The 23246-nt window shown below is 67.4% G+C and carries 21 protein-coding genes; 16 read left to right on the top strand and 5 right to left on the bottom strand.

The window, feature by feature from the left end; genetic code table 11:
- Nucleotides 1-121 precede the first annotated feature (121 nt).
- The 6 genes from LGY53_RS19590 (at nt 122) to LGY53_RS19565 (ending at nt 6642) form a co-directional block, all read left to right on the top strand.
- A complete protein-coding gene (locus LGY53_RS19590) occupies nt 122-1075 on the top strand; it encodes an IS481 family transposase (protein WP_225728335.1) in 954 nt (317 codons plus the stop codon).
- Nucleotides 1076-1583: 508 nt separating this feature from the next.
- The gene (locus LGY53_RS19585) at nt 1584-3503 is read left to right on the top strand and encodes a sensor domain-containing protein (RefSeq protein WP_225728121.1); all 1920 of its coding nucleotides are present in this window, start codon (nt 1584-1586) and stop codon (nt 3501-3503) included.
- Nucleotides 3455-4105, top strand: a complete 651-nt coding sequence (locus tag LGY53_RS19580; protein ID WP_225728120.1) for a response regulator transcription factor — start codon at nt 3455-3457, stop codon at nt 4103-4105. The genes LGY53_RS19585 and LGY53_RS19580 overlap by 49 nt, the downstream gene beginning before the upstream one ends.
- A gap of 98 nt (nt 4106-4203) precedes the next feature.
- Complete coding sequence (locus tag LGY53_RS19575) at nt 4204-4944, top strand: VIT family protein (protein WP_374111203.1); 741 nt, start codon at nt 4204-4206, stop codon at nt 4942-4944.
- A 21-nt stretch (nt 4945-4965) separates the two neighbouring features.
- The gene (locus LGY53_RS19570) at nt 4966-5376 is read left to right on the top strand and encodes a TIGR03668 family PPOX class F420-dependent oxidoreductase (RefSeq protein ID WP_225728119.1); all 411 of its coding nucleotides are present in this window, start codon (nt 4966-4968) and stop codon (nt 5374-5376) included.
- 348 nt (nt 5377-5724) lie between these two features.
- Nucleotides 5725-6642, top strand: coding sequence for a class A beta-lactamase-related serine hydrolase (locus LGY53_RS19565; protein WP_225728118.1), 918 nt, complete (start codon nt 5725-5727; stop codon nt 6640-6642).
- Between the two features lie 21 nt (nt 6643-6663).
- On the opposite strand, the gene LGY53_RS19560 is transcribed toward LGY53_RS19565, so the two are convergent.
- Nucleotides 6664-7527, bottom strand: a complete 864-nt coding sequence (locus LGY53_RS19560; protein ID WP_225728117.1) for a class II glutamine amidotransferase — start codon at nt 7525-7527, stop codon at nt 6664-6666.
- A 71-nt stretch (nt 7528-7598) separates the two neighbouring features.
- Nucleotides 7599-8627 (bottom strand): alpha/beta fold hydrolase, encoded by a 1029-nt coding sequence (locus LGY53_RS19555; RefSeq protein WP_225728116.1) that lies wholly within the window; start codon nt 8625-8627, stop codon nt 7599-7601.
- A 220-nt stretch (nt 8628-8847) separates the two neighbouring features.
- Here LGY53_RS19555 and LGY53_RS19550 point away from each other — a divergent pair, with 220 nt between their 5' ends.
- From LGY53_RS19550 to LGY53_RS19530, 5 genes are read left to right on the top strand one after another with little or no spacing between them, the layout of a single operon-like run.
- Nucleotides 8848-10158: an extracellular solute-binding protein gene (locus LGY53_RS19550; protein ID WP_225728115.1), complete on the top strand. Its 1311-nt coding sequence runs from the start codon at nt 8848-8850 to the stop codon at nt 10156-10158.
- 6 nt (nt 10159-10164) lie between these two features.
- Nucleotides 10165-11091 carry a carbohydrate ABC transporter permease gene (locus tag LGY53_RS19545; protein ID WP_225728114.1) on the top strand — a complete coding sequence of 309 codons (927 nt, stop codon included), beginning with the start codon at nt 10165-10167 and terminating at the stop codon, nt 11089-11091.
- Nucleotides 11082-11954, top strand: a complete 873-nt coding sequence (locus tag LGY53_RS19540; RefSeq protein ID WP_225728113.1) for a carbohydrate ABC transporter permease — start codon at nt 11082-11084, stop codon at nt 11952-11954. The genes LGY53_RS19545 and LGY53_RS19540 overlap by 10 nt, the downstream gene beginning before the upstream one ends.
- Nucleotides 11954-13354, top strand: coding sequence for a beta-N-acetylhexosaminidase (locus LGY53_RS19535; protein WP_225728112.1), 1401 nt, complete (start codon nt 11954-11956; stop codon nt 13352-13354). The genes LGY53_RS19540 and LGY53_RS19535 overlap by 1 nt, the downstream gene beginning before the upstream one ends.
- Before the next feature lie 45 nt (nt 13355-13399).
- On the top strand, nt 13400-14122 hold the full coding sequence (locus LGY53_RS19530; protein ID WP_225728111.1) for a carbon-nitrogen hydrolase family protein: 723 nt from the start codon (nt 13400-13402) through the stop codon (nt 14120-14122).
- Here the strand turns inward: LGY53_RS19530 and add are convergent.
- Together add and LGY53_RS19520 are read right to left on the bottom strand one after the other, a co-directional pair.
- Nucleotides 14106-15122: an adenosine deaminase gene (gene add / locus LGY53_RS19525; protein WP_225728110.1), complete on the bottom strand. Its 1017-nt coding sequence runs from the start codon at nt 15120-15122 to the stop codon at nt 14106-14108. The two genes, LGY53_RS19530 and add, sit on opposite strands and share 17 nt — an antisense overlap.
- 25 nt (nt 15123-15147) lie before the next feature.
- Nucleotides 15148-16047, bottom strand: coding sequence for an SAM-dependent methyltransferase (locus tag LGY53_RS19520; protein ID WP_225728109.1), 900 nt, complete (start codon nt 16045-16047; stop codon nt 15148-15150).
- Nucleotides 16048-16281: 234 nt separating this feature from the next.
- On the opposite strand from LGY53_RS19520, the gene LGY53_RS19515 reads away from it, so the two are divergent.
- Together LGY53_RS19515 and LGY53_RS19510 are read left to right on the top strand one after the other, a co-directional pair.
- Nucleotides 16282-17463 (top strand): MarP family serine protease, encoded by a 1182-nt coding sequence (locus LGY53_RS19515; protein WP_225728108.1) that lies wholly within the window; start codon nt 16282-16284, stop codon nt 17461-17463.
- A 351-nt stretch (nt 17464-17814) separates the two neighbouring features.
- Entirely contained in the window at nt 17815-19683 is a 1869-nt protein-coding gene (locus LGY53_RS19510; protein WP_225728107.1) for a translation factor GTPase family protein, read from the top strand.
- Between the two features lie 105 nt (nt 19684-19788).
- Here the strand turns inward: LGY53_RS19510 and LGY53_RS19505 are convergent, their stop codons facing one another.
- Nucleotides 19789-20334, bottom strand: a complete 546-nt coding sequence (locus LGY53_RS19505; protein ID WP_225728106.1) for a TetR/AcrR family transcriptional regulator — start codon at nt 20332-20334, stop codon at nt 19789-19791.
- Nucleotides 20335-20427: 93 nt separating this feature from the next.
- Between LGY53_RS19505 and LGY53_RS19500 the strand changes: the two genes are divergently transcribed.
- The 3 genes from LGY53_RS19500 (at nt 20428) to LGY53_RS19490 (ending at nt 23215) form a co-directional block, all read left to right on the top strand.
- Nucleotides 20428-21378, top strand: a complete 951-nt coding sequence (locus LGY53_RS19500) for a zinc-binding dehydrogenase (RefSeq protein ID WP_225728105.1) — start codon at nt 20428-20430, stop codon at nt 21376-21378.
- Nucleotides 21379-21390: 12 nt separating this feature from the next.
- Nucleotides 21391-22140, top strand: a complete 750-nt coding sequence (locus LGY53_RS19495; RefSeq protein WP_225728104.1) for a tyrosine-protein phosphatase — start codon at nt 21391-21393, stop codon at nt 22138-22140.
- A 100-nt stretch (nt 22141-22240) separates the two neighbouring features.
- Complete coding sequence (locus LGY53_RS19490; protein WP_225728103.1) at nt 22241-23215, top strand: phosphotransferase family protein; 975 nt, start codon at nt 22241-22243, stop codon at nt 23213-23215.
- Nucleotides 23216-23246 lie beyond the last annotated feature (31 nt).

Raw genomic sequence — 23246 nt, 5'->3', positions numbered from 1 at the left:
CTAAGACAGCGAGCCGCACCCCGGGCGCGAACCGAACACCCCGTACACCGAATATAAAACTGACGAAGATGCTTGACACCCGGATCCCTTGAGCCGTAAGGAGATTCGGGTGAGTGAGCCTGTGGTGGACCGTGAGGTGCGGAGGCGCCTGGCGGTCCTTCGTCATGTCGAGGAGGTCACCGGCAACGTCGCGATGACGTGCCGGTACTTCGGGATCAGCCGACCCACGTATTACACGTGGCTGCATCGCTACGAGACCGAGGGTGTCGACGGGCTGCGTGAGCGGTCGCGACGGCCGCGGACCAGCCCGACCGCGACCCGCGCCGAGGTCGTCGAGAAGATCATTCACCTGCGGCAGAACTACCACTTCGGGCCGGAGAAGATCCGGATGTACCTCCAGCGCTACCACGACATCGAGATCAGCAAGTCTGGTGTCTGGCGCATCCTCAAACGCCTGGATATGGGCAGACTGCCTGCCTCGCAACGGTATAAACGGCACGACCGTCGCTGGAAGCGCTACGAGAAGCAGCGGCCCGGCCATCACGTTCAGATCGACGTCAAGTTCGTCGAGGCCCTGCCCGGCAAGACCGGCACCACCGCCGCCGCGAAACCGGTTGGCCGGCGCGGAAAGTTCTACCAGTTCACCGCGATCGACGACTGCACCCGCCTGCGGATTCTGAAGATCTACCCGCGCAACAACCAGAAGACCGCGATCCAGTTCCTGGACTACGTCCTGGCGCAGCTGCCCTTCGTGGTCGAGACCATCCAAACCGATAACGGCGCGGAGTTTCAGTCAGGATTCCATTGGCACGTGCTGGACAAGGGCATCAACCACGTCTACATCAAGCCCCGAACGCCCCGCCTGAACGGCAAGGTGGAGCGCTCCCATCGCATCGATGCCGAAGAGTTCTACCGGCTACTCGACGGCGTCGTCATCGATGACGTGAACATCTTCAACGCGAAACTCAAAGAGTGGCAAGACTATTACAACTACCACCGGCCCCACGGCGGACTCGACGGCCAGACTCCGTATGAGAGACTTCAGCAGAAGACACAATCCGGGAGCCGGGTGTAGTCGATCTCTGTCAGCGGCACACCCCGTACAACGAATGCGCGGTTCGAAGCCAGGGTGCGGAAAGCTCTGTTCACCTTTGAACACGTAAGTAATCGGCTCACGCACAGCAACCAGCGTCCCGCGCAAGCTATTGCATGCGCGAGAAACTGAAACCTACGCGGGAACAACGCGTATCCAGAGCGCGGAAACGGAACACCCCTTGCCGACGCACCACGCGCCTACCTGGGGCGATTCCGTCGTCGTAGCGACGCGACCACCAACCGACGCACCGATTCCTCCCATCCGGGCACACGCCAAAGCATCCACGTAGCTGGACCGATCCAGCGGCCGTAGCCGCGCAACCATTGACGTACCGATCCCTCGGCAACTCAACATGAAGACGGCGCTGCCGAGCACCCGCCCGACCTAGGGGTGGTGCCAGCCCTACCCGCACGCGGGACCGAGGGCCAGTGTGCCGCACCCATCGGGTAGTCCAGACTGGACTTCCGGCAGACCAGGAGACAACACGATGCGGCATGGGCGCGGCAATTTCATCGCGATAGCGCGCGGTATCGCGCTGTTCGCGCGCGGCCCGCTGGCGCTCCTGGCATTCGTGGCGCATGCGCTGGCGATCGCCGGGGCCTGTGTCGGCCTGATCTTTCTCATGCCACCGGTTGTCTCGACCAGCAGGCGGCTGACCGAATCGGCCCGGCGGCTCGCGCGGAATTGGTCCGGTGTGCCGATCCCGTCGCCCTACCAGCCCCCGGAGCCGATCGAGCAGGACGACGACGGCTTCTACCGGGTGGCGGGCAGCCAACACGTCTATTTCGAGCGGCGCACCGCCGCATTCGCCGCCCGGTCGCGCCGGATCTGGACCGATCCCGCGACCTGGCGCGACCTGCTCTGGACCATCGCCGACCCGGTGGTCGGCGGCGCGCTCGCGGTGTCGCCCGCCGCGCTGATCGCCTGCGGGATCGGCGCAATCATGCTGTTGCCGTTGATATTCGGCCCGCTCGCCGTAGCCTGCGTCGCGATCGGCTGGTTCATCGCGCCGAGAACCCTGCGCTGGCACGGCCGTTGGAGCGCGCTACTGCTCGCCCCGCCGACACCGGCCGGGCTGGCCCGCGGCCGCGCTTGGCGGCGCTGGTTCGGCGCGGGACTGCTCTCGGTGTTCCGTGGCGTCGTCCTGAGCGGGCTTTCGCTGATCGCGTTGCCGCAGTTGCTGATCTGCGTGCTGGCGGCGGTGTTCACCGGACCGGTGGTCGCGATGTGGGTGGTGTCCTGGGCTCGCTGGTTGCCGAACCTGTTCCGGCGGTTGGGCGGTCACTGGTCGGGCGTCGAATTGCCCGCGCCCTATCTGACCACCCCGCGGCTGCCGGAGCGGGAATCCGTGGCGCGCCAATCGACTTCGGCGTGGTGGGCCGCATTCTCCGCCGGCGGCCGCGCACTCTGGCACGACCCGTCGACCTGGCGCGACCTGCTGTGGCTGGCCGCCCAACCGCTGGTCGGCACGCTGACGCTGCTGCCCGCCGCGCTGATCGGTTACGGCATCTGGGGTTTGGCGCTACCCGCCCTCCAGGTGCCCTTCGGCATGACGCCCTCGCCCGGCTACGGCGAACTGTTCGGCGCGGTATGGCTCGCGGTGCCCGCCGGGCTGCTGCTCGCGGCGGCCGGGCTGACGATCGCGCCGAAACTGCTACGGCTGCACGGCCGCTGGCTGACGCTGCTGCTGCGGCCGACCGCACGCGCCCGGCTGCTCATCGAACGCGAACAGCTCACCGCGCGAGTGGAGCGGCTCACCGAGACCAGGGCCGACGCGGTCGCCCGGCTCGGCGCCGAACTGCGCCGCATCGAGCGGGATCTGCACGACGGCGCGCAGGCCAGACTGGTCGCGCTCGGGATGACCCTCGGCGCGGCGGAGGCGCTCATCTACCGCGATCCGAATGCCGCGAAAAACCTTGTCGCACAGGCCAGGAACGCGTCGGTGGCGGCGCTGGCCGAACTGCGCGGGCTGGTGCGCGGCATCCATCCGCCGGTGCTGGCCGAGCGCGGTCTGGTCGACGCGATCCGGGCGCAGGCGCTCGACTGTCCGGTGCCCGTCACGGTCGACGCGGCGCTGGATGGAACCGTCGATCCGCCGGTCGATTCGGCCGTCTACTTCGCGGTAGCCGAACTGCTGACCAATGCCGTGCGCCACGCCGACCCGCGACATATCCGGATCACGATGCGGCACAGCGGCTCCGGACTGCGGGTCACCGTCGCAGACGACGGCAGCGGCGGCGCGGATCCGAATCGAGGCAGCGGCCTGCGCGGGCTCGAGCGCAGGCTGGGCGGCTTCGACGGTAGGGTGGCCATCGATAGCCCGGCCGGCGGGCCGACGATGGTGACACTGGAGGTGCCGTGCGTGTTGTCCTCGCCGAGGACCTCTTCCTCCTCCGCGACGGCCTGACCCATCTGCTCACCGCGCACGGCTTCGAGATCGCGGCGGCCGTCGCCACCGGGCCGGAGTTGCAGCACGCACTGCGCACCGCGAATCCGGATGTGGCCGTCGTCGACGTGCGGCTGCCGCCGACATTCACCGACGAGGGCCTGCAGGCCGCGCTGCGAGCCAGGCGGGAGCGGCCGGGCCTGCCGGTGCTGGTGCTCTCGCAGCATGTCGAGCAGCTCTATGCCAGGGAGCTGCTGGCCGATGGCACCGGCGGTGTCGGCTATTTGCTCAAGGATCGGGTTTTCGACGCCGACCAGTTCGTCGACGCGGTGCGCCGGGTCGCCGCGGGCGGCACCGCGATGGATCCCGAGGTGATCGCGAAACTCCTTGCCAGCACGGCGCGTAACGAACCGCTGGCCGCGCTGACGCCGCGCGAGCGCGAGGTGCTCGCGCTGATGGCCGAGGGCTGTTCCAATGCCGCGATCGCAGGCCGGTTATATGTCAGCGAGGGCGCGGTCGGCAAACACATAGCCAACATATTCGGCAAGCTCGGCATCGGGCAGTCCGACGAGACCAACCGCAGGGTGCTCGCCGTCCTGGCCTACCTGAACGGCACCGATTAGGTTAGGTTCGAAATACCTTCCTATGCAACGCATTACCTCACTTCGGTGAGCCTTTCATTGCTGGCGATGCGCTGGATAGTTCGTTACTTTCTAGGTTTATGAGCGCAGACCTGACCGCGATGGCACCGCAAACCGAAGCCATCCATCCCAACGAACCGCATGCGACGGGTCTGGCGACACGGCTCAACTGGCTGCGCGCGGCGGTGCTCGGCGCCAACGACGGCATCGTTTCCGTCGCGGGCATCGTGGTGGGTGTGGCCGCGGCCACCACCGCCCGCGGCCCGATCCTGACCGCGGGCATCGCGGGGCTGGTGGCGGGCGCGGTGTCGATGGCGCTCGGCGAATACGTGTCGGTCAGCACCCAGCGCGACAGTGAGCGCGCCCTGCTCGCCACCGAATGCCGCGAGCTACGCGAACAGCCCGAGGCGGAGCTGGCCGAGCTGGCCGCCATCTACCAGGCCAAGGGCTTGTCCGCCGAAACCGCGCGCCTGGTCGCCGAGGAGCTGACCGAACACGATGCCTTCGCCGCGCACGCCGAGGCCGAACTCGGCATCGACCCCAACGAGCTCACCAACCCCTGGCATGCCGCGATCTCCTCGGCGCTCTCCTTCACCCTCGGCGCGCTGCTACCGCTGCTGGCAATCGTGTTGCCGCCCACCGGGTTCCGCATTCCGATCGCCGTCGCTGCGGTACTGGTCGCGCTGCTGCTCACCGGCAGCCTCGGCGCGCGGCTGGGTGGGGCGCCGGTGCTGCGGGCCACCGTGCGGGTCGCCCTCGGCGGCGCGGCCGCGATGGCCGTCACCTATTTCGTCGGGCATTTGGTGGGGATCGCGCTCTGATCACCGGCTAACGTGGCCGGGGTGGACGCCGCAGCAGCCCGTACCCGCTTGGCCGCCGCCCGGGTGGCCCGGCTGGCCACCGCATCGGCCGACGGCGTACCGCATCTGGTCCCGATCGTGTTCGCGATACACGGCGAGCGGCTGTACTTCGCGGTCGACCACAAGCCGAAACGCGGCACCGACCTGCGCAGGCTGCGAAATATCGCGGCGAATCCGGCGGTATCGGTGCTGGCCGACGAATACAGCGACGACTGGCGGCGGCTGTGGTGGGTCCGCGCCGACGGCAGCGCCGAGATCCTCGTCGACCATGTGCAACGGACCGAGGCGCTGAACCTGCTCGCGGCAAAATACGAGCAATATCGCGCGCAGCTGCCGCAGGGCCCCGTCGTCGCGGTGACGATCCACCGGATCACGGGCTGGTCGTTCACGTAGCCATCCTCGGTCGTTCGCCGATCGCTGGCGCCAATGTCGCTGCCGCACTACAGTCTTGGCCCGATGAACACGACCACGCGCACCACCCCGGCCGCCGTGATCGCCACCGCGAGACCGACTTCGTCGGCGGCGAAAAGGCTTTCGAGCTCTCGGATTACGACAATCCACTGTCCTGAGTTCGCCCGCGACTCGCCGGATGACACGCCGGGCAACAGCTAACTGCCACGGTTCGACAGCTAATTGGCATCCCCCTCTCGAGATACTCACAGACTGCTGACGATCAAATAAGGTATGAGTTCGTTTGTTCGGCGAAATCGGCCGCCCACGGCGCGATTTCGGGTGCGGCCGATGGTGGTGGGTGCGATCGCGGCGGGTGCCGCGACCGCGATGGTGATCGGGGTTCCGACGGCTATGGCGCAGGGGCATCGCCCCGCGGGTGCGGTCGCGCAACGCGCCGTCACGGTTCCTTCGGCCGTTCCGGTCGCCGCCGACGCCACCCCGGCGTCCGCGGCGACCTCGGTAGCCCCGGATGCGCTCGGGCAGCAGATCGCGACGGCGATCACCGCCGCCTCACCGAATACGCAGGTGGGTGTCGACGTGGTGAACCTGGAGACGGGCGCCTCGCTCGCCGGGCTCAATACGGACCAGCAGTTCTACACCGCGTCGGTGGTCAAGCTGCTCATCGCCGTCGACGTACTGAAAAGCCAAGGGTGGCAGCCGGATCCGGATACCGCGGCGCAGCTGCGGCAGATGCTCGCGGCCAGCGACGACGATATCGCCGACGAACTGTGGGATGCCAACGGTGCGGACGATATCGTGCACCGGATGATCGATCTGATGGGCCTGACCGGAACCCAGGCGCCCGACGACGATACGCAGTGGGGTGAAACACGCACCACCCCAAGCGATGTGGTGAACATCTACCGCTACATCGCCACCTCGGTGCCGCAGCCGTCCCGCGATCTACTGGTGGGCGCGCTCACCGGCGCCGACCAGATCGCCGCCGACGGCACCGACCAGTACTTCGGTATCCCGGACGGATTGCCGGGTACTGCCTGGGCGGTCAAACAGGGCTGGATGACGCTGGGTTCGTCCACCACGCTGGACACCACCGGCCTCGTCGGCCCGCAGAACGACCCGCTGCGCTACGTAGTCGTCCTGATGACCACGCAGCCCGCCGACACCACCTGGGCCGCAGGCGGTTCCGCCGTCACCGCGGGAATCGACGTGCTGCGCACCATAATCGCGCTCCCGACCAACGGCTGAGCCGGGCAGGGCGGCCGGGGATTACTCGGCCGCCTGCGACGCCGCGGCCCGCGGGCTCAGGTCGGCGTGCGAAAGCAGATGGCGCGGTGCGGAATCCAGCACGATCCGGGATTCCACCCGCAGCTGCCCGTCGACGTGCAGCAGTTCGCCGGGCGCCAGTTCCCGCCAGGCCGGGTTCTCGTCCATCCGTTCGCTGGCCACGATCACCGAATGGCGCTGCGCCAGCTCGGCGCTGCGCACCCGCAGCGTCCGGCTCGCGTGGTCGAGGTGCCTGCCGCCGTGGTGGCCGCCCGAATGACGTTGCAGCACATACAGGTGATGAGTCTGCGGGTAGCGCAGCGCCCACAGGTCGGTCGGCGTGATGAGCAGCACGTTCAACGCGTATACCGGGATATTGTCGGCGATCCAGCGCACCGCGTCGACCAGCCCGGTGGTGACATCCCCGTTGTTGCGATCCACCCGCTGGGTGATCAGGGCGAAGATTCGCTCCGAATCCGTCTCGCCGCCAACGAGTTTCCGGTAATCACCCAGCTCGGCGTCGAGCGCGTCCAGCCCGTGCACCACGCCGTTGTGCGCGAAGAGGCGGCCGTGCTGTTCGAACGGATGGGTGTTACGGACGTCGAGACCGCCGGTGGAGGCGTGCCGGACGTGTGCGAGGAAGGTGGCCGACTCCCGGTAGCGGGCCTCCCGGGCGAACGCGGCGTCCTCGTACGCGGCGATCGGCTGCTTCTCCACTCGCGCCGACCCATCGGCGCGGTAGGTGCCGAGCCCGGTGCCGTCGGGTTGCTTGTGGCTCTGCGTCTCCAGGCTGTCCGGCGCGTCCAGCAGCCAGAAGGTGGCCCGCACCCGGTGCGGTGCGGCGGACAGACCGAACAGGCGACACATGGGCGCTCCCTTGGATTTCGGCCGCCGTGGCAGGCGGATCGCCTACCACGGCGCGCGGTGCCGGACGCGGCTCAGGATAGCCCGCCCGGCTTGTCGAGCAGCTCACGCAGACCGGAATCGATGAAGGCGGTGTCGTCCGGGTTGCTGCCGTGTCCGGCGAAGTGCCCCCAAATACCCGGAATCACACGAAGTTCGGCATTCGTCATATGGCTCACCGCCCACGCCTCGTCCTCCGGCGGGAAGTACAGATCCTTCTCGGCGGGCAGCACCAGCGCGGTGGCCCGGATGGACGCCAGCGCCGCCTCGGTATCGCCGTCGAAGCCGGGCGTCCGGCCGACATCGCCGTTCTGCCAGGTCCACAACATGGTGAGCAGGTTGTTCGGATCGCGTCCGTCGAGGAAGAAGCCTTCCCAGAAGCCGATCAGGAAGTCCTCCAGCGACGTGTAACCCAGCTTCTCGTATTCCCGCTCCCAGTAAAAGGCTTGGGAGAAGCCCCATCCCGCGTACACCCGGGCCATGGCGCGCAGACCGGTGGTCGGCAGGTCCCGGTACCAACCGTTCTGGAACGCGCCGTCGGCGGTCAGCGCGGCCTTGACGCCCTCCAGAAAGACCTTGTTGTGCAGGCTGGTTCGCGCCGATCCACAGAACGGCGCGATCCGCTCGACCATCTCCGGATGGCTCACCGCCCACTGATACGTCTGCCCAGCCCCCATCGACCATCCGGTCACCAGCGCGAGCCGCTCGATGCCGAATTTCTCGGTGACCAAACGGTATTGGGCCGCGACCTGGTCGTAGACGGTGATCTGGGGGAAGCGCGCGCGATCGTAGGGCGCCGGCGTATTGCTCGGCGAGCTCGACAGCCCGTTGCCGAGCATATTGGGCACGATGATGAAGTACCGTGCCGGATCCAGCGCCATGCCGGGGCCGATCAGCCATTCGTTATCCCAGTGCCGCCCGGAGTACCAGGTCGGGTAGACGATGGCATTGCTCTTGTCCGCGTTCAGTTCACCGTAGGTGGTGTAGGCCAGGAAGGCGTCGCGGAGCGTGGCCCCGTGCTGGGTCGTGAACGCGCCCAGATCGAATAATTGCAGGTCGGTCATGTATCGGTCTCGCTCTTCGCTGCTGATTCGGATCGAAGCCGAAGCTTCACCGGGAAGTATTGCGGTCGAAACTATTTCTTGTGGCGGTATTTCGCTATGTCGATCGGGATCGGATGCGCCGTGCGTCACACCCACCCCTTGAATGTGATCCGTCTTGATGCTAAACACAGTGGCACACAACGCAACTAGCATTGCATATTTTGCAATACAGAGGAATGGTATGCCGCACCGAGGTTTTCGGCTCCGCCGGGCCGGACGACAGGCGCTCGCGGCCGCCGCAGCGCTCTTCCTGTTCACCGGATGCGCTCCGGTGCAATCGAATCCGACGGGCGCGGGCGCCGACGAACGCACCGGCACCGTCCGGGTCTGGCTGTTCGACGAGGCCAATCGCGCCCCGAAGGAGGCGGTGCTGGCGGAGGCCGTGGCCGAATTCGTCGCCACCCGGCCCGATGTCAAGGTCGACGTGCAGTGGGTGCCGGTGGCCGGGCGCGCGGACAAGTTCTCCGGGGCGTTCATCGATCCGGCCAGCGCGCCCGATGTCGCCGAATTCGGCAACACCGACGTCGCGGGCTACGCGGCGACGGGCGCCTTCGCCGAGCTGGGCACCGAAATCGCGGCATGGCCAGACGGTTCCGACCTCATCCCCTCGGTGCTCGACACCGCGAAGTTCGGCGGCAAGGTCTACGGCCTGCCCTGGTACACCGGAGTGCGCGCGCTCTACTACCGCACCGATATCTTCGCCGAACTGGGTCTGCGGCCGCCGACCACGCTCGCCGAACTGGCCGATATCGCGCATCGCATCCACGCCGCCAAGCCGGATATGTACGGAATCTCGGTGGGCGGCAAGTACACCTACGCGATGCTGCCGTTCCTCTGGGCCCACGGCGGCGAACTGGCCACCTACGACGGCACCATGTGGGAGGCGGGGGTGAACTCCGACCGGGCCGCCGCCGGAATCACCCAGTACACCAACCTGATCCGGCCCGATATCTGCCCGCCCGCACAGTGCGCCGATTTCACCGGAACACAGAGCGTGCAGGCTTTCGCGGGCGGTAAGGCCGCCATGACCATCGGCGGCGATTTCAACCGCAAGGCCGTCGATCAGGGCGCGGCCAAGGGCAAGTACGCGGTTATCCCGCTGCCGGGAATCCAACCCGGCTCGGTCGCACCGGCTTTCGCGGGCGGCAACCTGCTCGGGGTGTTCCGGGCGAGTAAACACCGCGGGCTGGCCCGCGAATTCGCCGAACTGCTCGCGAGCGCGAAATACCAGGAGAAAATGTACGTGGCGATGGGTAATCTGCCGACGCTGGCGGGCGTGCAGCACAAGCTGGCCGAACACGACCCGTTCCTCCAGCCATTCGTCGAAACGCTGCGCGCCGGAACGAAATTCGTGCCGAGCACGCCCGCGTGGTCCAGGATCGACAGCCAGAACGTGCTGCCGACCGCGGTGCAGCAGATCGCCACCGGGGCCAAGGATCCGGCGACGGCGCTCTCGGTCGCGGCCGCCGCGATGAACAAGGCATTCCGGTAGGCGCACATGACGATTCGCGATTTCATTCCGCGCAGGCCGAGCCGCGACACCGCCACCGCCTGGCTCTACCTGGCCCCGGCCGGGCTGCTGCTGGTGGCCGTGCTCGCCTATCCGATCTACCAGATCGTGCTCATCTCGTTCTACGACTACGGGCAGCAGCAGGCCGTCGGCGTCGCGCCGCTGGAATTCGTCGGCCTCGGCAATTACCGAGAGCTCTTGGGCGATCGGCAATTCTGGACCGTTGTCGGCAACACCTTCGTCTTCGGCGCGGTGTGCGTGCTGGGTTCGCTGGTCGTCGGGACCGGGCTGGCGGTGCTGGCCACCAGGGTGCGGCCGCTGCCGCGGATGCTGCTGTTCCTCGCCGCGCTCGGCGCGTGGGCCACCCCGGCGATGGCGGGCTCCTACGTCTGGCTCTTCCTGTTCGACACCGATTTCGGCGTCGTGAACGCCGCACTGTCCGGGCTCGGCTTCGGGTCGATGAGCGGGCACTCCTGGACGTTCGGCACCGTCAGCGCGTTCGGAGTCGTTGCGGCCGAGGTGATCTGGTGCTCCTTCCCGTTCGTCATGGTCACCATGTACGCGGGTATCAAGGCGATTCCGGAGGAGGTGCTGGAGGCCGCGGCGCTCGACGGCGCGTCGATGTGGCGCACCGCGTGGTCGGTGATCCTGCCGATACTGCGGCCGCTGCTGCTCATCGCGACGATCCAGTCGATCATCTGGGATTTCAAGGTCTTCACCCAGATCTATGTGATGACCAATGGCGGCGGCGTCGCCGGGCGCAATCTGGTGCTCAACGTCTACGCCTACCAAAAAGCCTTCGCCGGACAGGAATACGGGCTCGGCTCGGCGATCGGCGTCTTGATGACGCTGCTGCTGTTGTCCGTCACCGGCCTCTACATCCGGTCTCAGCGCAGGAGTACCAAATGGGCCTGATATCGACTCGTAAATCGGTGCGGCACAAGTCGAGACGCCTCATCACCGAGGCCGTCACGGTGGTGATCGCCGGCCTGGTGGCCTTCCCGCTCTACTGGATGGTGCTCTCGGCGGTGAAACCCGCGGGCGAGATCCAATCCGCCGACCCGAAACCGTGGACGTTCGCCCCGAGCTGGGACAGCTTCGGCCGGGTGCTCTCGATGAACGGCTTCGGCCGGTACTTCCTCAACAGCCTGCTGGTCGCCGTGGTGGTGGTGACGCTGTCGCTGCTGCTGTCGTTCCTGTCCGCGGTGGCGCTCACCAGGTTCCGGTTCCGCGGCCGGACGGTGCTGCTGGTGATGATCCTGGTCGCGCAGCTGGTTCCGGTGGAGGCGCTGACGATTCCGCTGTTCTTCCTGATGCGCTCGATCGGCGGCGCCGTGCCCGCGCTCGGGCTCAACGAACTCGGTTCGATCATGCTGGTGGACTTGGTGTTCAGCCTGCCGCTTGCCATCTGGCTGCTGCGCGGATTCGTCGCGGCGGTGCCGGTGGAACTGGAGGAGGCGGCGAAACTCGATGGGGCGAGCCGGCTTCGGTTCACCTGGCAGATCCTGCTGCCGCTGGTGCTGCCCGGGCTGGTGTCGGTGAGCGTGCTCGCATTCATCCACGCCTGGAACGACTTCCTTTTCGCCAAGACGTTCATCATCTCCAAAACCGAGAATCAGACGCTGCCACAGGCGATCCTGGTCTATTTCAAACCCGAGGACACCGACTGGGGCGCGGTGATGGCGGCATCGACGCTGATGACCATTCCGGCGCTGGTGTTGTTCGTGCTGGTGCAGCGAAAGCTGGTGTCCGGCCTGGACGGGGCGGTGAAGGGCTGATGCCGGGCTTCGAAACACTGCTCCCCCGTCCGTTTTCGGTGACGCGACGGCCGGGTGACTGCCCGTGGCCGGTCGAACCCGAAATACGCACCGACACAACCCTTCCGGCAGAGGGGTACCGTTTGACGCTCACCCCCGAAGGTATCGCGATCGACGCCGCCGACGCCGCGGGCGAGTACTACGCCCGCCAGACCCTGCGTCAGCTGATCGGCCCGGATGCCTTCCGCGCGGCCGCGATTCGTGACGCGCGACGCACGCTGCCGTGCGGTGTGATCGATGACCATCCGCGCTTCCGCTGGCGCGGCTGCCTGCTAGATGTGGCGCGCAACTTCCGCACCAAGGCCGAGGTGTTGCGGTTCGTCGACCTGCTCGGCGCGCACAAGCTCAACGTGCTGCACCTGCACCTGACCGACGACCAGGGCTGGCGCATCGAGGTGCCCGGCCTGCCCCTGCTCACCGAGATCGGTTCGTGGCGGCGCGAATCCATGGTCGGCAGGCACGACGGCCCGCAACGCGACGGCCGCCCGCACGGCGGTTTCTACACCGCCGACGACCTGCGCGAGATCGTCGCGTACGCGGCCGAACGGTCCGTCACCGTCGTCCCGGAGATCGATGTGCCGGGTCATGCCCGCGCCGCCCTCGCCGCGTATCCGGAGCTCGGTCCGGAAACCGAAGAGCCGTGGGAGGTTTGGACGTCGTGGGGGATCAGCACCGCGCTGCTGGCGCCCACCGATTACGCGCGGGACTTCTTCCGTCGCGTCTTCGATCATGTGCTCGATATTTTCCCGTCGGAGGTCATCGGCATCGGCGGTGACGAAGTGCCCGGTGCGACAACCGAACACGGATTGTTCGTCGCCGACCTCGCGCGGTATCTGGCCGAACGCGGCCGCCGCGCGCTCGGCTGGGACGAGGTGCTCGAGATCGGCGCGCTGCCGCCGATGGTGATCGGCGCATGGCAGGACGAGGCCGCCGCCGCCCGCGCCGTGGCCGCCGGGCACGACGTGGTGCTGTGCCCGGAGGACCGAATCTATCTGGACCACCGGCAATCCGACCATCCCGGCGAGCCGATCCCGGTCGGGTACCTGCGCACACTCGAGGATATGTACCGCTACGAACCGGCTTTCGACGGTCCACACATCCTCGGCATCCAGGCCCAGATCTGGAGTGAACACCTCGACACCGTCCGCCGGATCGATTACGCCGCCTTCCCCCGCCTGTGCGCGGTCGCCGAAACAGCCTGGAGCCCAAAGAATCGCGACTACGAAGAATTCCTCCCCCGCCTGCGCGACGAGCACCTGCCGCGCCTCGACGCGCTCGGCGTCGAATATCGCCCACTCACCGGCCCGCACCCGTGGCAAACCCGGCCCGATGTTCCGGCGTCGGCGCACCGCCCGCGCTGAACCCGCTGATTCGACAACCACCCGGCGGTAGTAAATGATCTTGCTGTGCTCATCGGCGCTGGACAATTCGCAGCGGTGCCGGGCGATATCGCGGCGAACGCGGGCCGAATGGCCGCGCTGCTCACCGTGGCCGCCGACACCGGAACCCATTTGGTGGTCTTCGCGGAGCTCGCGCTGACCCATTACGACCTCGCGGCCATCGCCGCCGATCCGGCGCTGCTGATCGCCGACCACGACGACGCACGGCTGGACGGTGTGCGAAACGCCTGCCGCGAGTTGGGTATTGCCGCGGCGGTGAACGCCCCGGCTCGGGCCGTCGCCGAATCGGGCCGCACCATAAGCACATTCGTCTACGGCCCGGACGGCGCCCTGCTCACCCGGTACGACAAATTGCATATGTTCGAGGCCGAGGGCGATATCTTCGTGGCGGGTGCGGCCGACGGCCGATTCGAGCTGGACGGCGTGCGTTTCGCGCTGGCCACCTGCTTCGACAACAGCCACCCCGACATCCCGGCCCGCGCGGCCGCCGACGGCTGCCGCGTGTATCTGGCCAGTTCGTTCCACGACTCAGCGGAGCGGGTCGCCCGCTATAGCCAATTGGCCCGCGACAACGGCCTTTTCGTCGTACTCGCGAACGGCTTGGGCCCGGGACCGTCCGGCCCCGGCTGCGGCCGCAGCGGTGCGTGGCTGCCCAGCGGCGAGCAGGTGGCCGCCGCCGAGGCGGGCGAGCACGATCAGCTCGTGGTCGCGCTCAGCGATTCGCGCTGACGTACTCGTCGAGTTCGCGCAGATATCCGTCCAGCCGCGCCGGAGTGAGCCAGGCGGCGCGGAACGAGTTGCGCGCCAACGCGATCAGTTGGTCGAGGTCGAAGCCCGCCTCGGCCAGGCGTAGATAGTTGTCGCTCACGTATGCGCCGAAGTAGGCCGGATCGTCGCTGTTCACGGTGACGGTCAGGCCGCGATCCAGCAGATCGGCCAGCTCGGCGGCCTTCATCTGTTCGGTCACGAAGGAATTCGACACCGGGCAGCAGGTGAGCGCGATTCCCTTGGCCTTGGCCAATTCCACCAGCTCGTCGTCCTCGACGATATTGGTGCCGTGATCGATCCGGTCCACCTCGATTTCGGTGAGCACCTGCCGGATATGTTCGATGGAATCGGGTTGATCGATATCGCAGTGCATCGTCAGCAGGAAACCCTCGCTCCTGGCCCGTTCGAAAACCGCCGCGAATTTGCGCGGCGGATTGCCGCGTTCGTCGGAATCCAGGCCGACACCGACGATCCAATCCCGGTACGGCAATGCCTCCAGCAACGTCGCCATCGCGTATTCGGCCGAATGATCCCGCAAAAAGCACATGATCAGTTCGGCGGATATCCCGAATTCGCGCCGCGCCCGCACGATGGCCGACCGGTAGCCGCCGATCACGGTGTCGAACGGCACGCCGCGGCCGGTGTGCGCCTGCGGATCGAAGAACATCTCCACATGCCGCACGCCGTTGGTGTGCGCCCGGAGCAGATATTCGTAGGCCAGGTCGTGGAAATCCGGTGCGCGCCGCAGCACCGCCATGGCCGGATAGTAGACCCGCAGGAACGAGGCCAGGTCGTGGAAGCGATAGGCGGCCTTCACCTCCTCGACCGACTTCTCCGGCAGCTCCATCCCGTTGCGCTCGGCGAGCCGGAATTTCAGCTCCGGCTCCAGCGTCCCTTCCAAATGCAGATGCAATTCGGCCTTGGGCAGTCCCCGGACGAATGCGGCGATATCGGTGACCATCCGTCGATCATCCGCCATCACCGGCTCAGGGCGCGATAACAGTCACCAGATTCAGCAGCGACGTGCCGAATCCGGCCTCGGACGGCTCGGCCGCGTCCGGCCTGCCGACCGCCCGCAGATAGTCGACGACCTCGGTGCGGGCGGCGGTCCAGCCGTGTTCGGGAAACCATTGCGCCGCATCGGATCTGGGCTCGTTGTAGATCAGGCTTGCCCACTCGCCGCCGCCTTCGACCGGATCCGCGTCCCGCATCGTCGCGTAGGCGTCGTCGGGCAGCGGCTCCATCTGTTCGATGGCGGCGCGGCTGCCGGGCGCGCTGGCCGCGACGATGGTTTCGAACAGCTGATCCTGTGCCGCGGGCGTCACGTAGATCAGCAGCCCCTCGACCAGCCAGGCGGTCGGCCGTTCGGCGTCGAAACCGTTCTCCCGCAACGCGGACAGCCAGTCACCGCGCAGATCGACGGATACCTCGACGCGGTCGGCGCGCGGCTTGTGCCCCGCAGCGTCGAGCACCTGCCGCTTGAAATCGAGCACCTCGGCCCGGTCCAGTTCGTAGACGACCACACCGTCCGGCCACGGCAGCCGGTAAGCGCGCGAATCGAGGCCCGCCGCCAGGATCACCACCTGACGGATACCGTCGGCGCACGCGGCGAGCAGGTACTCGTCGAAATATCTGGTGCGCGCGCCCTGATAGTCGGTGAAGTTGCGGCCGAATTCGCTGCCGCGCAACGGATGTTCGCTCGTCTGCTCGGGGGCGTCGATCAACTCGGCCCATTCCCCGCCGACGGCGTGCAGGAATACGTCGGCCAGCGGGTCGACGGCGACCGGTTCCGGCTGCCGTGCGGCCAGCGCCCGGGCGGCGGCGACGAAGAGGGCGGTGGATCCGACGCCGGAATTGATATCCCAGTTGTCTGAGTCGGTACGCATACCGCCCACGCTAACCACCATCGCCCCGTCGTCACAGCCACCGAGCGTCACCGCGGCGAATCCGCCACGAATACGCCGACGCCGCACCGATTCCGCCATCGGGCCCGGCTGCGGTGGTCGATGCGTTACGCCGGTATGTTGCCGGGATCGGAACCCGCAACTACCTTGGCGGTCGGAGCTGTGCATCTCGATCGCTGGACGTTGTCCGGCCCATCTCGCGACGGGAGAATCTCGGTGACACCGGCGAACTGGCTCGATCTCGCCATCCTGGTGGCGAGTGGATTCGCCGGATACCTCGGCTGGCGGCGTGGCGCGATCGGCGCCGCGCTCGGGCTGCTCGGCATCTTCGGCGGGGCCTTCATCGGCATGGTCGTCGCCAGGGCGCTGCTGCCGCACCTACCCCAGGGAACCTGGCGTTTGCTGACCATGCTCGGGCTGATGATCGCGGTCGTCGCGATCGGGCAGGCCGTCGGCGACCGGTTCGGTATGCGCCTGAGCAAGTTGGTCCGCGACCACCGCGCACGGACCCTCAACGCGCTCGTCGGCGCCTGCGGTTACGCCGTCGCCGTTCCGCTCATCGTGTGGCTGCTCACCGCATCGCTGATCACCACCGCGCAACCGGCGGTCGTTGCCGCGTTCACCGGTTCCCGCGCGGTGCGGGCCGTGGACCAGGCCGCGCCGTACTGGCTGGCCGGGCTGCCGAACGCGCTCGCGAGTCCGCTGCGCGAATCCGGGCTGGTGGACGGGTGGTCGGCGGCCGAGACGCCCCGTTCCGTGCTGTCGCCCGACGGATCGGTGCTGCGGTTGCCCGCGGCCGATCTGCGCGGCAGTGTGCTGCGGGTGCGCGACCTGGCGGCGGGCTGCGGCGTGCGGCAGGCGGGCACCGGATTCGTCATCGGCCAGGAGCGGGTGCTCACCAACGCACACGTCGTCGCGGGCGCGACCGAGGCGTCGGTGGATACCCCGGCCGGTCCGCTCCCCGCGACCGTCGTGGTATTCGATCCGCAGCGCGATGTCGCCGTGCTCGCGGTGCCCGGCCTCACCGCGCCGCCGGTCGCCATCGCATCCGCACCGCTCGGCCCGGCTGCGGACGCGCTGGTGCTCGGCTATCCGGAGGGCGGGCCCTACACCGCGGCGGCGGCCCGGATCCGGGATCGCGAGATCAGGGATGTGCCCGACATCTACCACGGCGCCACCGCGCCCCGCCAGATCTACACCGTGAACGGCGCTATCCGGCAAGGCAATTCGGGCGGGCCGCTCATCGACACCGATGGCCGGGTGCTCGGCGTGGTCTTCGGCGCCGACGACAGCAAGAAAGACATCGGCTACGCGATGAACGTGCACCAGGTCCTGGAGCAGTTGGGCGAGAGCTGGAAGGGCAGCACACCGGTACCCACCGGGCCGTGCCAGCACTGATGGGTGTTCCCGCGTAGGTTTCGGCTGCTCGCCGCTGCGGCGGATCCCGGATTCACCAGCCCGCTGTTCGACTTCCAGGACGACGGATTCATCGCCGCCGACCGGGGCCAGGCTGGCCGTGCACCCCGAAACGTTGGTGCTGCTGCGGTATCTGGGCCGACCGGCAGAACGGTCCGTTCGAGCGGGCTCGAGCGGACCGTCGGACGCGGCCCGAAAATCGGTTGCGGATGACGACGATGCCCTGGCAGGCTGCCAGCGACCTGTCCTGACGAGTGGAGCAGCCGATGCGCCGATTCTTCGAAACACCCCAAATCCCTTATCGGATGGTGATTTTCGAGGAATTCGACAATTATGCGCACGCTCAATATCGGCGTCATGGCCCACGTGGACGCGGGTAAGACCAGTCTCACCGAACGACTCCTGTTCGACACCGGCGCGATCACCGCGCTCGGCAGTGTCGACGCGGGTACCACACAGACTGATACCGGGACGATCGAGCGGCAGCGCGGCATCACCGTGCGCTCCGCGGTCACCTCGTTCCGCCTCGGCGAAACCCAGGTGAATGTGATCGACACACCCGGGCATACCGATTTCGTCGCCGAGGTGGATCGCGCGCTGGAGTTGCTCGACGCGGCGGTGCTGGTGATCTCGGCGGTCGAGGGCGTGCAGGCGCACACCCGGGTGCTGTTCCGGGTGCTGCGCGAAATGGGTTTGCCCGTACTGATTTTCGTCAACAAGATCGATCGGGCCGGTGCGCGCGTCACCGGTCTGCTCGACGATATCCGGACCGGACTCACCCGGCACGTGCTGCCGCTGACAACCGTGCGCGAATCAGGCACCGCACACGTAAGGGTGAGATCGAAGTCGCCGGACGACACAGTCTTCCAACTGGAAGTCGCGGAAACCCTTGCCGAGCTGGATGATTCGCTACTGTCCCGACTGGTCGACGGTCCTCCACCGACGGCCGCCGAACTCGGCGCGGCAACCGCCGAATTCACCGCTCGCGGCGCGGTGTACCCGGTCTACTTCGGTTCCGCGCTGCACGGCATCGGAATTCGTGAACTCCTGCACGGCATCGAAACCCTGCTGCTGCCACGGCCGAACGATCCGGCTGCGGCACCGGAGGGGGTGGTCTTCGCGATCGACCGCACCGCGTCCGGCGCGAAAATCGCTTATCTGCGGCTATTTTCGGGCACCGTGACGGCCCGTCAGCGGATGACGCTGCGCCGGGCCGCCCCGGACGGCGGCGAATACGCGGGGCGCATCACCTCGCTGCGAGTCGTCGGCGGCGGAACACGCCTGACAGCGGGCAATATCGGCAAGATCACCGGATGGCCGCAGGTCCGGGTCGGCGATCGACTGGCATCGAACGGCGAACGGGGCAGGCCGGTGGCACATCTCGCCGAGCCGACGCTGCGCACGGTGGTCCGGCCGCGCACGGGGACGCCGTCCCGGCTGCACCTGGCGCTGCGGCAACTGTCCGAACAGGATCCGCTGCTGCATATCCGCACCGAAGCCGACGGCACGACATCGGTGCTGCTGTACGGCGAGATCCAGAAGCAGATCATCGCCGCCACCCTCGCCGCCGAATTCGGGATAGCCGCCGAATTCGAACTCAGCGAACCGGTACACATCGAGCGCGTCACCGGCGTCGGCGCCGCCGCCGAGGTGATGGATCGGCACACGCCGCGGCCGTGCGGATTCTGGGCCACCGTCGGGCTGCGGGTGGAACCGGCCGAAGGCATCCGTTTCGACTACGAGACCGAACTGGGCGCGCTGCCCCGCGCCTTCCACACCGCGATCGAGGAGACCGTGCACGCCATCCTGCGCGCGGGCCCGCACGGCCGCACCGTCACCGACTGCCTCGTCACCCTCACCCATTCGGGTTTCGCACCGCCCGTCAGCACCGCCGCCGATTTCCGCGGCCTCACCCGCATCGTGCTGCTGCGCGCCCTCGATCTGGCGGGCACCCGAATCCTGGAGCCGCACCACGCCTTCGAAACCGAAATCCCCTCGGACACATTGGCTTCGGTCACCGCGCACCTCACCACCCTGGCGGCGGCCATCACCGAAACCACGCAGCCGACGTCGGCGACCTGGCTGGTCCGGGGCACGCTGCCCGCCCGGAATGTCCATGCGGCACAGCAGTTCCTGCCGACCCTCACTCGCGGCGAGGCCACCTGGCTGTCCCGCCCGGCCGCCTACAAACCGCTGCCATGAAACCCTGCCCCGGTCGAGCGGGCCACGCGCCCTTCGGATTCGGGCAGTAGCAACGGCGGACATGATGCTCGATCGGCCTCCGAACGCGAGGCCGATCGATTCACCTCATCGGGATACGGAACCCAGCTCGATGCCGACGACACGTGCGGTCAGCGCCAGGACACCGTCGCGGTGGCGCTGCCGGGAGACCGTGTCGGTGATCTCGGGGCGCATGCCCGCGAAGATCGCCAGCGCGAGGAATTCGGCATCAGCCTCGGGGTCGACTTCGGCGATCAGGTCCGCGAGCAAGGCGCGCCACGGCGCCCAGGTCTGCGTCTGGCAGCCGTCGGGCAGGGCGCGCATCAGCGGCCGCAACTCGACGGCGGTGAGGTCGAATACCGCAGCCACATAGGCCGATATCCGCTCCCCCGGCGGCACGGCTTTGTTCGCGGCGAGTTCGCGCGCGGCCGCCCAGGCTCGAGCGGTCCGGTCCTCGAACAGCGCACGAATCAATCCCTCGCGATCGGTGAACCGCCGGAACAGCGTGCCCTTACCGACCCCGGCGGCCGCCGCGATGTCGTCCATCGAGACGTTGTCGCGCTTGTCGTCGCAGATCAGGCGTCCCGCGACGGCGAGGATCGCATTGCGATTGCGTTCTGCGTCGGCGCGCATTTCCGGCGACCCTCCAGTTGACAAAAGCGGACTGATAGTCCGTATCATAGCGAACACTAAGCGGACCAACGGTCCGCATGAGGAGGAGTTGTTGTGCGCGCGGTTCGCTATCACAAGTACGGGGCCCCCGATGTGCTGCAGGTGGAGGAGGTCGACGATCCGGCGCCGGGTGCGGGCGAGGTCCTCGTCCGGGCCGTGGCCACCGGCGTCAACTATTTCGAGGTGCAGGTGCGGGCCGGGGTGGCTCCCGATCCGCTCGGTCAGCCGTTGCCGCATACGCCGGGTATCGAGGTGGCCGGGACGGTGGTCGCGGTCGGCGCCGGTGTCGATCCGGATCGGATCGGCGAGCGGGTCGTCGGCACCGTCGGCTCCGGCAGCTATGCCGAACTGGTGGTCGTACCGGCCGCGGCGGCTGTCGCGCTGGACGACCGCATCGGCGAGCACCAGGCACTCGCACTGCTCGGGCAGGGGGCGACGGCGGTCGGGGTCATCGAAACCGCCGAGATCGAACCGGGGGAAACGGTTCTGGTGGAGGCGGCAGGCGGCGGGATCGGAACGCTGTTGGTGCAGTTGGCAAAACGGGCAGGCGCCCGAGTCGTGGCCGGTGCGAGCGGCGCCGCGAAGCGGAAGCTGGCCGCCGAACTCGGCGCCGATATGACCGTCGACTACACACAGCCGGGCTGGACCGCAGAGGTCGGTCCGGTGTCGGTGGTGTTCGAAACCATCGGCGGGCAGACCGCCCGCGACGCCTACAGCCTGCTCACCGGCCCGCGTGCGCGGATGGTGATCTTCGGCTCGGCCAGTGGCGCTCCGGTCGAAATCACCTCGCGGCAACTGCTTCCGGTAGGTGCGTCACTGATCCCGTTCAGCCTCGGCTACCGCCCGCAACGATGGCCCGAACTGACGCGCCTGGCCGAAGAATTGACCGTGCGTGGCGAACTCGCCCCCGTCATCGGCGCGGTTCTACCGTTGGCCGAGGCGGCGACCGCGCATCGCGCCTTCGAGGCCCGCACGGCAATCGGAAAAACGATCCTCACCAGCTAAGCTATGCGAAATATGAACAGGCACATCGAGTTCGAGCGACTGCACAATTTCCGTGATCTCGGCGGGTATCGCGCCGGAGACGGGCGGACGGTGCGCTGGGGGCAGCTCTACCGGTCCGATTCGCTCGGCAAGCTGCGCGGTGACGATTGGGAGCGGTTCCGGAAGCTCGGCGTTCGCACCGTGATCGATCTGCGGTATCCGTGGGAGATCGGGGCCAGGGGGCGGGTGCCGCAGCCGGAACTGTTCACCTACGCCAATCTGAGCATCGAACACCGGCCATACGACCAGGCCGAAATCGATCCCGAGGTCGATCCGTGGCGCTACCTCGCGGACCGGTTCGCCGAGGTGGCCGCCGACGGCGTGGTCGAGATACGGAAGGTGTTCGAGCTCATCGCCGATGGCGACGGCCCCACCGTCTTCCACTGCGCGGCGGGCAAGGACCGCACCGGCCTGATCGCCGCGCTGGTGCTCACCGCGCTCGACGTCTCCGAGGATCAGATCATCGCCGACTTCGCGCTGACCGATGCGGCGGCACCGCATTTCGTCGCGAACTGGAAGGCGAACAATCCGGGCCGCACCTTGCGCTGGCCGGGATACGGCCGCGCACCGGAGACCGTCATGCGGCTCGTTCTCGAAGACCTCACCGCCACATACGGTTCCGCCGCGGCCTACCTCACCTCGACCGTCGGCATCACACCCACCACTATCGAGCGTCTGCGGAATCGGCTGCTCACCAACGAAACTCACCAACCGAGCAGCTGAACACGGCCCGCCACCGAGCCGGATATCGGTTTGCCGTGTGCTGGACGCGGCACGAAAATTCCGTGGCGGCACCATACTTCCCGGTTCTAGCCTCGACGACATGCTGGATCCGGCCGTCGCACAGGAACTCGTCGAACAGGTGTCGCCGGGGCAGACCCTGCGTGAGATCGTGCCCCGGACCGGAGGCGATTTGAGTCCGGTCTACGAAATACGCTGCACCGGACCACTTCCGGCGTTCATAGTCAAGGCATACGAGCCGCAGTGGCGGTATCGGCTCGCCAAAGAGGTGTACCTGTACCGGCTGCTGGCAAGTCGAGGCGTCACCTCGGTTCCCTCGGTGCTGTACGTCGATCGCGAACACTCCCGGCTGGCGCTGACACTGGCTGCCGGACAGCCGTTCTCGGAGATCGGTCGCGAATTCGGCGATACCGCGACATATGCGGTATATCGACAGTTGGGCGCGGTGCTGTCGGCCATCCACGCCATCGAGCAGGACGGATACGGCTACCTCACAGACCGGATCCTCGATCCGGTGCCGACCAACACCGAGTACATGACCCGCCAATTCGACAAGAAGCTGGCCGAATTCGGCGGCGATGCGCGAATCCGCGACCGCATGCGGCGGTACGTGGACGAGCGGGCCGGAGTGTTCGCGGCCTGCGATTCGCCGCGCCTGTGCCACAACGACGTTCACGAGGGCAATATGCTCGTCGTCGACGGCCCGGACGGACCCGCGCTCACCGGGCTGATCGATGTGGAGAACGCGACGGCCGCCGACCCGCTGATGGATCTGGCCAAGGCGGATTACTATGCGATGCACCGCGATCCGGTGAAATGGTCCGGTCTGCTCGCGGGTTACGGTCCACTGCCCGCCGATTGGGCCGCCCGGGTGGCCGTCTACCGGCTGTATCACGCGCTGGAGCTGTGGGATTGGTTCGCGAGCATCGGCAGAACGGAGCATCTGGCGGGTATCGCCGCCGATATAGAACAAATGCTTGATCACGGCTGGGACTCGGATGCCGAACGGTGTGGCGAAGTTCGCCCGATGATGGGTTCACAGCAATCGCACGGGTAATTCTGCCGGTGTGCACGGATACTCGCGGTTG

This window comes from Nocardia sp. JCM 34519.1 (genome assembly GCF_020361265.1).
Classification (GTDB): domain Bacteria; phylum Actinomycetota; class Actinomycetes; order Mycobacteriales; family Mycobacteriaceae; genus Nocardia; species Nocardia arthritidis_A.
Note: the sequence above shows the minus strand (reverse complement) of the source record. Positions and strands in the feature narration are given on the sequence as shown.

Coding starts and splice junctions, on each gene's coding strand:
- LGY53_RS19495 (WP_225728104.1), top strand. CDS start 21,391: ATGAACAGGCACATCGAGTTCGAGCGACTGCACAATTTCCGTGATCTC.
- LGY53_RS19545 (WP_225728114.1), top strand. CDS start 10,165: ATGACGATTCGCGATTTCATTCCGCGCAGGCCGAGCCGCGACACCGCC.
- add (WP_225728110.1), bottom strand. CDS start 15,122: ATGGTCACCGATATCGCCGCATTCGTCCGGGGACTGCCCAAGGCCGAA.
- LGY53_RS19540 (WP_225728113.1), top strand. CDS start 11,082: ATGGGCCTGATATCGACTCGTAAATCGGTGCGGCACAAGTCGAGACGC.
- LGY53_RS19490 (WP_225728103.1), top strand. CDS start 22,241: ATGCTGGATCCGGCCGTCGCACAGGAACTCGTCGAACAGGTGTCGCCG.
- LGY53_RS19575 (WP_374111203.1), top strand. CDS start 4,204: ATGAGCGCAGACCTGACCGCGATGGCACCGCAAACCGAAGCCATCCAT.
- LGY53_RS19585 (WP_225728121.1), top strand. CDS start 1,584: ATGCGGCATGGGCGCGGCAATTTCATCGCGATAGCGCGCGGTATCGCG.
- LGY53_RS19510 (WP_225728107.1), top strand. CDS start 17,815: ATGCGCACGCTCAATATCGGCGTCATGGCCCACGTGGACGCGGGTAAG.
- LGY53_RS19565 (WP_225728118.1), top strand. CDS start 5,725: ATGGTGGTGGGTGCGATCGCGGCGGGTGCCGCGACCGCGATGGTGATC.
- LGY53_RS19535 (WP_225728112.1), top strand. CDS start 11,954: ATGCCGGGCTTCGAAACACTGCTCCCCCGTCCGTTTTCGGTGACGCGA.
- LGY53_RS19520 (WP_225728109.1), bottom strand. CDS start 16,047: ATGCGTACCGACTCAGACAACTGGGATATCAATTCCGGCGTCGGATCC.
- LGY53_RS19550 (WP_225728115.1), top strand. CDS start 8,848: ATGCCGCACCGAGGTTTTCGGCTCCGCCGGGCCGGACGACAGGCGCTC.
- LGY53_RS19505 (WP_225728106.1), bottom strand. CDS start 20,334: ATGCGCGCCGACGCAGAACGCAATCGCAATGCGATCCTCGCCGTCGCG.
- LGY53_RS19555 (WP_225728116.1), bottom strand. CDS start 8,627: ATGACCGACCTGCAATTATTCGATCTGGGCGCGTTCACGACCCAGCAC.
- LGY53_RS19560 (WP_225728117.1), bottom strand. CDS start 7,527: ATGTGTCGCCTGTTCGGTCTGTCCGCCGCACCGCACCGGGTGCGGGCC.